Below are 11229 nucleotides of genomic sequence, written 5' to 3' on the forward strand. Positions count from 1 at the left end.
CGCTGCCCCGCGGGCGGGGGCGAGGGGGGGGAGGGGGGGCTTCGGGCGCGGTGTTTATCGGGGCAGAGATGATGGGGGTTTTGGTAGCCCGCGGGGGGGGGGGCCCCCCCCCCCCCCCCCAGGCGGTGCTGCCACGCGAAGCCCCCACAGTCACAACGAGCCCCGCGAGCACCATTCACCCCGTTGGCCACGCATACCCTGGGCGGTCCGTGGGGGCCTCCTTGAGGGACCCAGAGTCCCTCAAGGAGGCCCCCACGGACTTGGGGCGCGCATCGGGGTAGCGGGCGGCTTCACGCAGGTCGGCGCCGCTCGGTTGGGAAACTGTCGGTGGTGGCGCCTACCCTGGTTCTCGTGGCTTTCGCAACCGAACATCCCGTGCTCGCCCAGTCCGACTTCCGCCCGGTGACCGACATCCCGCGCACCGGCGGCCGGTTCGAGGTGGTCAGCGAGTACCAGCCCGCCGGTGACCAGCCGGCGGCCATCGACGAGCTCGAACGCCGGGTCAAGGCGGGCGAGAAGGACGTCGTGCTGCTGGGTGCCACCGGTACCGGCAAGTCGGCGACCACGGCGTGGCTGATCGAGCGCGTCCAGCGGCCCACGCTGGTGATGGCGCCGAACAAGACCCTCGCCGCCCAGCTGGCCAACGAGCTGCGCGAACTGTTCCCGCACAACGCGGTCGAGTACTTCGTCAGCTACTACGACTACTACCAGCCCGAGGCGTACATCGCGCAGACGGACACCTACATCGAGAAGGACTCGTCGATCAACGACGACGTCGAGCGGCTGCGGCATTCGGCGACGATGAACCTGCTGTCCCGGCGGGACGTGATCGTGGTGGCCAGTGTGTCCTGCATCTACGGTCTCGGCACGCCGCAGTCCTATTTGGACAGGTCGACGAAGCTGAAGGTAGGCGAACAGCTCGACCGGGACGTTTTCCTGCGCGCACTGGTCGACGTGCAGTACACGCGCAACGACATCGCGTTCGCCCGCGGTACGTTCCGTGCCCGCGGCGACACGGTCGAGATCATCCCGGCGTACGAGGAGCTGGCCATCCGGGTCGAGTTCTTCGGCGACGAGATCGAGAAGCTCTACTACCTGCACCCGCTGACCGGGGACATCGTCAAAGAGGTCGACGAGGTGCGCATCTTCCCGGCCACGCACTACGTCGCGGGCCCGGAGCGGATGGAGAAGGCGATCCGCGGGATCGAGGCCGAGCTGGAGGAGCGGCTGGCCGAGCTGGAGAAGCAGGGCAAGCTGCTGGAGGCACAGCGGCTGCGGATGCGCACGGCCTACGACATCGAGATGATGCGCCAGGTCGGCTTCTGTTCCGGGATCGAGAACTACTCGCGGCACATCGACGGCCGCGACGCCGGGTCCGCGCCCGCGACGTTGATCGACTACTTCCCGGACGACTTCCTCTTGGTCATCGACGAGTCGCACCAGACGGTGCCGCAGATCGGCGGCATGTTCGAGGGCGACATGTCCCGCAAGCGGAATCTGGTGGAATACGGCTTCCGGCTGCCGAGCGCGGTCGACAACCGCCCGCTGACCTGGGAGGAGTTCACCGACCGGATCGGCCAGACCGTCTACCTGTCGGCGACACCGGGGCCGTACGAGATGGGCCAGGCCGGCGGCGAGTTCGTCGAGCAGGTCATCCGGCCGACGGGCCTGGTCGACCCGAAGGTCGTCGTCAAACCCACCGAGGGCCAGATCGACGATCTGGTGCACGAGATCCGCGAGCGCGCGGAGAAGGACGAGCGCGTCCTGGTCACGACGCTGACCAAGAAGATGGCCGAGGACCTCACCGACTACCTGCTCGAACTGGGCATCCGGGTGCGGTACCTGCACTCCGAGGTGGACACGCTGCGCCGCGTCGAGCTGCTGCGGCAGCTGCGCGCGGGCGACTTCGACGTGCTGGTCGGCATCAACCTGCTCCGGGAGGGCCTCGACCTGCCCGAGGTTTCGCTGGTCGCGATCCTCGACGCGGACAAGGAGGGCTTCCTGCGCAGCGGGACCTCGCTGATCCAGACCATCGGCCGCGCGGCGCGGAACGTGTCCGGCGAAGTGCACATGTACGCGGACAAGATCACCGATTCGATGCAGCACGCGATCGAGGAAACCGACCGCCGCCGCGCGAAGCAGATCGCGTACAACGAGGAACGCGGCGTCGATCCGCAGCCGCTGCGGAAGAAGATCGCCGACATCCTCGACCGGGTCTACAGCGAGGCCGAGGACACCGAGTCGGTGGCCGTCGGCGGTTCGGGCCGCAACGTCTCGCGGGGCAAGAAGCCCGAGCAGGGGGACAAGGTCCGCAGTTCCGGGATGCTCGTCGACAAGGACGTCTCGGCCATGCCGCGGGCCCAGCTCGCCGACCTCATCCAGCAGATGACCGACCAGATGATGCAGGCCGCCCGCGATCTGCAGTTCGAGCTGGCCGCCCGGCTGCGTGACGAGGTCTCCGACCTGAAGAAGGAGCTGCGCGGCATGGACGCGGCCGGCATCAAATGATGGTGCATTTACACCATAGACGGGTACCATTACACCATGCCGATGAACATCAAGGATCCGGACGCGGAGCGACTTGCCGAGGAGGTGGCAGCGATGACCGGCGGTAGCAAGACGGCCGCGGTGCGCGACGGTTTACGGCTGCTGCGTGATCGGCTGGTCGCAGAACGGGACGGCGCGCGGAACGGCGTGGAGTTCGTGCGTTTCCTCCGGGAGGAGATCTGGCCGCAGGTCAGTCCGGAGAACCGGGGCGTGCCGGTGACGAAGGCGGAGCGCGAGGAGATCCTCGGGTACGGGCCGGGTGGCGTGTGATCCTGGACAGCTCCGCGATCATCGCCGCGATTCTCGGCGAACCCCGGGCCGAGCGGATCGGCGCGGCCATCGGTGCCGCCCCGGTGTGCCGGATCGGTTCGCCGACACTGGTCGAGACGACGATCGTGCTCGTGCATAAGGAAGGCAACCGGGGCAAGGCGCTGCTCGCGGATTTCCTGCAGCAGCGGAACTTCGATGTGTTGTCCTTCGGAGACGCGCACTGGAGGGCCGCGCAGGTCGCGTACCTCCGGTACGGCAAGGGACGGCACCCCGCCGCGTTGAACTTCGGTGACTGCCTGACGTATGCCGCGGCGTTCGTCGCGGGGGAGCCGTTGCTGTGTATCGGGGACGACTTTCCGCAGACCGATCTGGAGCTGGTGAAGCTCGGCGAGCAGTAGCCCGGCCGAGGCGACGTCACAGCCGTGGTCGCGTGGTCATGATCGGGTCGGCGTCGAAGTCCGGGAAGCCCACTGGTGCGGAGCGCGCGGTCGCCGCAGACGAGGCGGGCGGTAGCCCGGCCCAGCGGCGGATCGTCGCGGTCGCCGCCGCGGCCTCGTCCGCCGGCAGCTGCGCGATCCTCGCGCCGTGGTTGCCGCCCGGCACGAAGTACCGGTACGAGTCGCGCGAACCGGGCCCGAGCCGGAAGGGTTCGGCGCCCCACGGGTCGTTCGAGCCGTAGACGAACAGCAGCCGGTGGCCCTGCGAACGCACCCAGAAGTCGATGTCCGGCATGGCGAAATGGTCGAACGGAGGACGCTCGACCGACTTCGGCACGAACGTCTCCGGCACGTCGGCGCCCGGATACCGCAGCAGATCCCGCAGGTATCCGTCGTACGCCTCGGGCGAGCCCAGCTGGACCGCCGCCTGGTAGTAGTACGGGATGTAGGGCGCCAGCTCCTGATCCGCGTAGGTGTTGAAGCTTTCCACCTTCTCGAACCAGGCGTAGACCTCGGCCGCGGGGGCGCCCGCCTTCGGCACCGTCGCGCAGTCCGCCTGCTTCTGGTACTGCCAGAAGGCGAAGTACGAATCGATGACCGCGACCTCCAGCGACTTGTCCGGCGAACCCACGATCGAGAAGGTGTACCCCTTCTTCGCCGCATCGGCCGCTGCGAGCGCGCCGAACTCTTCGCGCCGTTTCAGCGCGTCTCGCTGGATTGCCTTGAGCGCCGAGCGGCAGCCCGGATCGTTGCCCACCCGGGAAAGGAACCGGTTGTAGCTGTCGATCTCGTTGATGACGTCGTTGGGCGCGACGTAGGGGATCGTGCCGTCGACGTCGCCAGGGAAGAACCGGCGGAAGTAGGTCGCCGTCATGCCGCCCTTGCTGCCACCGGTGGCCAGCCACTTCCCGGGGTAGATGGCCTTGAACGCCTGCACCGCGCGATGTTCGTCGACCGCGGCCTGCCAGATCGTCAGCTGCTCGGCCCACTTCTCCGGCTGCGGCCGCGACGGGGTGAAATACCGGTACTCCATCGACAGCTGGTTGCCGTTGACGAGCTGGGTCGGTTCGGACCGGTTCGGCGCGGCCGACACGTTGTACCCGCTGGTGTAGGCGACGGTCGGCGCGGCGAAATCCCGGTGCAGCAAGGTGAACCGCTGTTCGAACGTCCCCGCCCGCGGATCGCGGTGGTCGGCGGGCTGGGTGAACGTCAGCCGGAAGAAACGGTAACCGGCCGGAGCGGGAGCCTCGCCGACGACGGTGAGACCGGGAATGTGCCGCAGCGCCTCGCCGATGTCACCGCCACCGGGCGTGGCGGCCTGCGCGGGCGGGGCAAGACCCGCCACGGTCAGGATGGTGACCAGAACCGCCGACCAGGCGGCGAGCAGCCTGCGCATCCGCGCCTCCGAGTTCCGGATTTCCCCAGCCGTGGGATCCTCACAGAAACCGCACGGGGGCGACAAGCGCTGACCGGTGGAAGAACCGGCCGGTCACCGACTTTCGGCTGGCCCGGTTCCGCCGGGGTGGCATCTCCGGTGTTGCCCGGTCACCGGCACGGTGCGAGTTGTTTCCTCCGCACGGCCGTGGCTACGTTGCGAGAACGCCGAATCGCCGGAAGCACTGGGGAGAATCATGAAGTACTCGGACTGTCCGTCGGCAGAGGTCGAAATCCGGATCGCCGCGTCGCCGGGACAGGTGTGGTCGTGGCTGATCGACGTCGACCTGCCGTCCCGGTTCTCGGCCGAGTTCAAGGGCGGCTACTGGCTCGACGACGCCGAACCGGGGCTCGGTGCCCGGTTCCGCGGCCGCAACTCCCACCCGTACGCGGGGGAATGGGAGACCACCTCGACGGTGGTGGGCTTCGAACCCGGCAGGCTGTTCGCGTGGGCGGTCGAGGACGTGGACAATCCGGCCGGGTCCTGGCGGTTCGAGCTGATCCCGGACGGGGACGGGACCCTCCTGCGGCAGCGCGGGCAGATGGGCCCCGGCCCCTCCAACCTCACCGACATCATCGCGAAGATGCCCGAACGTGAGGAACAGCTCGTGGACATGCGGATCGAGGAGTTCCGCACGAACATGCGAGCCACCGTCGAGGGCATCAAGGCACTCGCCGAGGCGGGCCCTCGCAAGGAAGCCGCCGGTGGGGCGGGCTGACCCCGGCGGTCAGTCGACCAGGCGGACGCGGACCGTGGGACTGTAGGTCTTCTTCTTGGTCCAGCCCGTTTCCGCGCCGAGGCTCAGCAGGATCGAGCGATCCGCGGGAGCCCAGTAGCCGGTGCGGATGAAGTACGCGTCCATCTCGGTCAGCCGGGTGCCGGATTGGCGGGTGATGGTTTCCCAGCCCCAGTACCGTCCGCTGGCCTCGACGCCGTTGCGGCGGACGAACAGCTTGGGGCTCCCGAGTTGACGGAGATGTTCGGCGCCCTCGGCGATGTAGAGCACACCGTCGATCTTGTAGGCGCGGTCGCCGTTCAGCAGGCTCACCTCGCCGGAGGCGACGAAGCTGATCCGGCTGCCGTCGGGTGCGGGCAGCGTCCAATCGAGGACGAATTCCTGGAGTGGAACTTCCACAGACTGGGTCATGGCGACATCCTTGCGTTCTCGGTGCCCTCGCCGCGTCGTCCTTCACGAAGATAGAGAGTTTTCGCCGGATGAGCCATGGCCGGAGCGGTTTTCACCCGAAGAGGGTCACGGCGAAAAGAATAGTAATCAGCGAATGGATTCCGCGGCGCGCCCGCTCGGTTGGGTGAATATCGCCACGAGCGGTGAAAACCGGTGTCCCCCAAGGAGTCTGGTTCGTCTCCCCGGGGGACACCGGCGTTTCCGGCAAGCGGTTCCCGGCTCACCGAATGTCAGCTCGTGATGTCCTTTGTGGCGAAGCGGCGACCGGCCAGCAGCAGGAACACGGTGCCGTACACGGCCGCCGAGAACAGCCCGGAGGCGATGTTCGTCCAGTCGATATCGGTGGAAATCAGATCGATCCAGGAGAAGGAGTAGTGCGTCGGCAGGTAGTTCCGCAGCCCGGCCAGCGCGGTGATCTGGTCCAGTATCTGGGACAGGATGGCCACCAGCACAGCGCCGCCGACCGCGCCGAGCGGCGCGTCGGTGGACACGGACAGCAGCAGCGCGAGCCCGGCCACCCACGCCAGCTGCACGATGATGTACACAGTGGACAGTCCGATGGCGACGAGGCTCTTGCCGAACGGCACCGCGTCGCCGGTCGGGCTGATCGCGTCGCCGGCGCCGTACCAGATCAGCCCCACCACAAGGGAAACCAGCGGCAGCAGCACCAGCGCGGCGACCGACAGGATCCCCGACACGATCGCCTTCTGCCGCAGCACCCGGTGGCGGGGCACCGGGATCGCCAGCAGGTACTTCAGGCTCGACCACGACGATTCGCTGGCGATGGTGTCGCCGAAGAACAACGCTACGATCATCGGCAGCAGGAACGTACCGGACACGAACAGCGCGAGCACCACGAAGTTCGGCGCGCTCGCGGTCGCCAGGTCCACGAACCCGCCGCTGCGCCGGTTCGGGCTGGACTGGCCCAGCTCGAACGCCAGCACCAGGATGAACGGCAGCACCGCGACGAACCCGAGCAGCAGCTGGGTGCGGCGGCGCCGCAGCTGCCGCTTCAGCTCCACGCCCAGCCGCAGCGTGCGGTCGGCCCGGTACCCGGCGACGGCGCCGTCCGGCCCGACCTCCGCCGGCTCGTGCGAGGCGACGTCGGTCAGTTCGGTCAGCGCGGCCGGATCGGTGTGCACCCCACCGTGCATCCCGTCGGTCCCTTGGTTACTCACGATTCCTCCGTGACCAGCTGCAGGAAAGCGTCTTCCAGCCGTCGCCGCGGTCCCGCCTGCTCCACCGCGACACCCGCGCGGACGAGCAGCGCCACCGCTTCGGCGCGCGGGACACCGTCGAGGTTCGCGTGCACGAGGTCGCCCTCGACCGCGACGCCGGTGACCCCGCCGACGGCCCGCAGCGCGTCGGCAGCCGCCCGCGGGCTGTCCACCCGGAACGTCGCCTCACCGCTGGAGGCCGCCAGTTCGCCGACCTCGCCCGAGGCGACCAGCTTGCCGCGGTGCATGACCACCACGTGCGTGCAGGTCTGCTCGACCTCGGCCAGCAGGTGGCTCGACACCACCACGGTGCGCCCGGTCGCCGCGTACCGGCGCAGAACCTCGCGCATCTGGTGGATCTGCGGCGGGTCGAGCCCGTTGGTCGGTTCGTCGAGCACCATCAGCTCCGGCAGGCCGAGCATCGCCTGCGCGATCGCGAGCCGCTGCCGCATGCCCTGGCTGTAGGTCTTCACCCGGCGGTGCACCGCGTCACCGAGCCCCGCGATCTCCAGCGCCTCGGCGAAATGCGCTTTTTCGGCGGGGCGTCCGGTGCTCGCCCAGTACAGTTCGAGGTTCGCCTTGCCGGACAGGTGCGGCAGGAATCCCGAACCCTCCACAAAGGACCCGATACGGGAGAGCACCGGGGCGCCGGGCGTGATGCGGTGGCCGAAGACCCTGATGCTGCCCTCGGTCGGGGTGATCAGGCCCATCAGCATGCGCAGCGTCGTCGTCTTCCCGGCGCCGTTCGGCCCGAGCAGGCCGAGCACCTGGCCCGGCTCGACCCGGAAGGACAGCCCGTCGACGGCGACGAACCCACCGGAGTACCGCTTGCGCAGTCCCTCGATGACCAGCGGCGTCCGTTCCAGTTCCGGGTCGACGTCGTGGGCCCGGCGGCGCCGGATCGCGGCGAACACCACGACCACGATCCCGATCGCGAGGGTGCCGCCGATGCCGGTCAGCTGCCACGCGGGCACCCCCGCGCCGACGGCCGTGCCCTGCACGACCGGGACGCCGAGCGCGGTGTTGTCGGCCAGCGCGATCCGGAACGCCGCCGGCGTGGCAGGCACCGAGTACGCCTGATCGGTCGTGCCGACCACGAGGCGCAGCGAATGACCGGCTTCGACGGGCCGCACGATGCCCGGCAGCGTCACGGTGACGTCCACCGGGCTGCCGTCCGCGGGCAGTCCAGTGACCCGGAACGGCGCGACCGCGTTCGCCGGGAGCGCCCGCGTGCCGTCCTGGCCGACGTCGTAGAGCTTGGCGAACAGCACCGCTTCCGGCACCGGGCGCGCCGGGTCGGCCGAGATCCGCAGCCGCACCGTCGAGGACCCGGCCACGATCACCTGGCTTTCCATCGGCGGGGTGCCGAACTGGGCGGACTGGCCGGGCGGGTCGATACCGAACAACGCGCTCAGCCGCGAACTGCTGCTCGCCAGGCCGTTGAGCCCGGGAATCCCGCTCACCGCCGAGGGAACCGCCCCCGCGGGCCGGGCCACCGGCTGGGCCTGGCCCCGTAGCGCGAACAGCCGTCGTTCGGCGGGCGGGGTCGTCAGGCCGGGGTAGGCCGGTGCCTGCACGGTGCGTACCGACGGCGTTCCGTTGGCCCGCAACGTGCCCTGGACGTCGTAACTGAACTCGCTGGCCGGAGCCGCACCCTCGCCGGTGAGCGCGTGCTTGAGGAAACCGGCGATCTTGCCGCGCAGCTGCGGGCCCGGCGAGCCGCCGTCGTGCCCGCCGGTGTACCAGATCGTGGTGACCTTGCCGCCCGCCGCGGTGATCTGCCGGGCGGTCGCGTCGGACTGGTCGAGGCCGAACAGCGTGTCGTTCTCGCCCTGCACGAGCAGGGTCGGCACGGTGATCCGGTTCGTCACCGACGCGGGCGAGACGCGCCGCAACAGCTCGACCGTCTTCGGGCTCGCCTTCCCGGTGGTGGCCAGTTCGGTGTAGGCCTCGCACACCGGCGCGGTGAACCGGCCGCAGAGTTCGGCGGGCGCGGGCGGCGCGGCACCCGGGCCGGGCTGTCCCGCGCCCGGCTGTGCCGGCGCCGAACCGCCGCCGGTCCCGCCGGTGCCGCCTGCCTGCTGACCGGTGTCCCGGGTCTGCTGGCCGGGTTCGGGCGCCTCGGCGGCGGGGCCGGCCCCCGAGGTCACCTGGCCGGATCCGGCGGAGAAGAGGTTGCCCGCCCACGACTTCTTGAACACCCCGTCCGCGGCGAACGCGCCCACCGCCGGGGTGCCCGCGGCCGGCACCTTCGCGGCGGCCGCGTTCGGGAGCAGGCCCTGCGCGAGATCGTTGTAGGTGATCACCGGGGCGACGGCGTCGACGCGTTTGTCGGTGCCGGCGAGCAGCAAGGCCAGCGCCCCGCCGTAGGACCCGCCGGTCACCGCGACCTTCGGATCGCCGTTCGCGTCGGTGACGACCTCGTGGGCCGCGACGAGATGATCGATGAGCCCGCGCGCGTCGGCGACCTCACCATCCGGGTCGTTGAGGCCGATTTTCCCGGTGCTGTGGCCGAATCCGCGGGCCGACCAGGTCATGACGACGAAGCCCTGCCCGGCCAGCTCGCGGGCCTGGTCGGCAACACTGTTCTTGGTGCCGCCGAAGCCGTGCGCGAGCAGGACGGCGGGCGCGGGCGTCCGCTCGGGGTAGTAGGTGGTCGTGTCGATGGCGACCTTGTCGGCCGAGCCGGGCGCGGCGGGGAGGTCGAGGACCGCGTCCTGGGTGCGCACGGGCGGCGGCGCGGGGGAGCGGGTCGACCAGACGACGGCCGCGGCGGCGAGCACCACCACGACCGCGGCGAGCGCGATGAGCCGGGCACCGCGGGTACGCGGGATCGGGAGTCGGGGCACGAAGTGACCGTATGTGAAGTTTCCTGAGAACGTGGGCCCGGCCTCACACGGATCAGACACCCAGGGTTCGCACGTGACGCTGTTAACACCACCAAGACGGTGACACGGGCAACCTTGACTGGCGTTCGCCGTCAGTAACGGTCAAACTAGACACGCTGTGAGGGGAGTATTCCTCCGCGGCGGTGTCGTCAGCACGGTGGCCAGGCGCCCCCGGCACCGTCGGCCGGTGTTCGCACCGGCGGAAGAGACCTCCGGTTAGTTGCTGCTGCGCACTATCCGGAGGTTTCGTCGATGTTCGTCCCCTTGTGGCTGTGGATCGCCACGGTCGGTGGCCTGCTGGCGCTCATCGCGCTCGACCTGGTCATCGTCGATCGCAAGCCGCATGAGGTCACCACCGGTGAAGCCGCGCGGTGGGTCATCTTCTACATCTCGTGCGCGGTGCTCTTCGGCATCGGCGTCTTCTTCTTCGCCGGGCACGACCCCGGCGTCGAGTTCTTCACCGGGTACATCACCGAGTACTCGCTCAGCGTGGACAACCTGTTCATCTTCATGATCATCATGACGTCGTTCAAGGTGCCCGCCATCCACCAGCACCGGGTGCTGCTCGTCGGCATCCTGCTCGCGCTGGCCATGCGCAGCGTGTTCATCGCCGTCGGCGCCGCGCTGATCGCCCAGTTCGTGTGGGTCTTCTTCCTCTTCGGCGCCGTGCTCGTCTGGACGGCGGTCAGCATGCTGCGCGGCAAGGGGGAGGAAGAGGAGTACCACGAGAACGCCGTCACCCGCTGGGTGCGGAAGGTCTACCCGGTCACCGACGACTACCACGGGCACAAGTCCTTCGTGAAGGTCGGCGGCAAGCGGATGATCACCCCGATGTTCGTCGTCATCGTCGCGATCGGCAGCGCGGACCTGCTCTTCGCGGTCGACTCGATCCCCGCGATCTTCGGCATCACCCAGGAGGCGTTCCTCGTCTTCACCGCCAACGCGTTCGCCTTGATGGGGTTGCGGCAGCTGTACTTCCTGCTCGGCGGGCTGGTGACGAAGCTGGTCTACCTTTCCTACGGCCTTGCGGTGATCCTCGGCTTCATCGGCCTCAAGCTGGTCCTGCACGCGCTGCACGAGTACCACGTCGTCCCGGACTGGGCCGACATCAACAACTGGGTCTCGCTCGGCGTCATCGTGGTCGTGGGGGGGGGGACCACCGGCGCCACCCCCGGGGTGTGCCCCGCGCGCGCGCGAGACCGAAGCCACACACACAGAGCTAGTTATGGAGAGAAAAGAGAAAGAGACC

Annotated in this window: 9 protein-coding genes; 5 read left to right on the top strand and 4 right to left on the bottom strand. The window is 69.1% G+C overall.

Features of this window, described 5'->3' with window-relative positions:
- The first annotated feature begins 351 nt into the window (after positions 1-351).
- Genes uvrB through ACFWX1_RS19070 form a run of 3 tightly spaced genes read left to right on the top strand, consistent with a single transcriptional unit; the run spans position 352 to position 3215 of the window.
- On the top strand, positions 352-2508 hold the full coding sequence (uvrB, locus tag ACFWX1_RS19060) for an excinuclease ABC subunit UvrB (protein WP_378388974.1): 2157 nt from the start codon (positions 352-354) through the stop codon (positions 2506-2508).
- A 36-nt stretch (positions 2509-2544) separates the two neighbouring features.
- Positions 2545-2817: a type II toxin-antitoxin system VapB family antitoxin gene (locus ACFWX1_RS19065; RefSeq protein ID WP_378388976.1), complete on the top strand. Its 273-nt coding sequence runs from the start codon at positions 2545-2547 to the stop codon at positions 2815-2817.
- Positions 2814-3215 (top strand): type II toxin-antitoxin system VapC family toxin, encoded by a 402-nt coding sequence (locus ACFWX1_RS19070; protein ID WP_378388978.1) that lies wholly within the window; start codon positions 2814-2816, stop codon positions 3213-3215. The genes ACFWX1_RS19065 and ACFWX1_RS19070 overlap by 4 nt, the downstream gene beginning before the upstream one ends.
- Before the next feature lie 16 nt (positions 3216-3231).
- Here the strand turns inward: ACFWX1_RS19070 and ACFWX1_RS19075 are convergent, their stop codons facing one another.
- Positions 3232-4650: a S28 family serine protease gene (locus ACFWX1_RS19075; protein ID WP_378388980.1), complete on the bottom strand. Its 1419-nt coding sequence runs from the start codon at positions 4648-4650 to the stop codon at positions 3232-3234.
- 235 nt (positions 4651-4885) lie between these two features.
- Between ACFWX1_RS19075 and ACFWX1_RS19080 the strand changes: the two genes are divergently transcribed.
- The gene (locus tag ACFWX1_RS19080) at positions 4886-5407 is read left to right on the top strand and encodes an SRPBCC family protein (protein ID WP_378388982.1); all 522 of its coding nucleotides are present in this window, start codon (positions 4886-4888) and stop codon (positions 5405-5407) included.
- Positions 5408-5416: 9 nt separating this feature from the next.
- On the opposite strand, the gene ACFWX1_RS19085 is transcribed toward ACFWX1_RS19080, so the two are convergent.
- From ACFWX1_RS19085 to ACFWX1_RS19095, 3 genes are all read right to left on the bottom strand, one after another.
- Entirely contained in the window at positions 5417-5836 is a 420-nt protein-coding gene (locus ACFWX1_RS19085; RefSeq protein ID WP_378388983.1) for a hypothetical protein, read from the bottom strand.
- 269 nt (positions 5837-6105) lie between these two features.
- The gene (locus tag ACFWX1_RS19090) at positions 6106-7029 is read right to left on the bottom strand and encodes an ABC transporter permease (RefSeq protein WP_378389116.1); all 924 of its coding nucleotides are present in this window, start codon (positions 7027-7029) and stop codon (positions 6106-6108) included.
- A gap of 20 nt (positions 7030-7049) precedes the next feature.
- Complete coding sequence (locus tag ACFWX1_RS19095; protein WP_378388985.1) at positions 7050-9941, bottom strand: alpha/beta fold hydrolase; 2892 nt, start codon at positions 9939-9941, stop codon at positions 7050-7052.
- A 291-nt stretch (positions 9942-10232) separates the two neighbouring features.
- Between ACFWX1_RS19095 and ACFWX1_RS19100 the strand changes: the two genes are divergently transcribed.
- A partial coding sequence (locus ACFWX1_RS19100) for a TerC family protein (RefSeq protein ID WP_378388987.1) occupies positions 10233-11229 on the top strand: 997 nt, incomplete at its 3' end.

Source organism: Amycolatopsis sp. NPDC059021 (assembly GCF_042739895.1).
In the GTDB taxonomy this organism is placed as follows: domain Bacteria; phylum Actinomycetota; class Actinomycetes; order Mycobacteriales; family Pseudonocardiaceae; genus Amycolatopsis.

Excerpts from the sequence above, each read along its gene's own strand:
- ACFWX1_RS19080 (WP_378388982.1), top strand. The coding sequence starts at position 4,886 with ATGAAGTACTCGGACTGTCCGTCGGCAGAGGTCGAAATCCGGATCGCC.
- ACFWX1_RS19075 (WP_378388980.1), bottom strand. The coding sequence starts at position 4,650 with ATGCGCAGGCTGCTCGCCGCCTGGTCGGCGGTTCTGGTCACCATCCTG.
- ACFWX1_RS19065 (WP_378388976.1), top strand. The coding sequence starts at position 2,545 with ATGCCGATGAACATCAAGGATCCGGACGCGGAGCGACTTGCCGAGGAG.
- ACFWX1_RS19090 (WP_378389116.1), bottom strand. The coding sequence starts at position 7,029 with ATGCACGGTGGGGTGCACACCGATCCGGCCGCGCTGACCGAACTGACC.
- ACFWX1_RS19085 (WP_378388983.1), bottom strand. The coding sequence starts at position 5,836 with ATGACCCAGTCTGTGGAAGTTCCACTCCAGGAATTCGTCCTCGATTGG.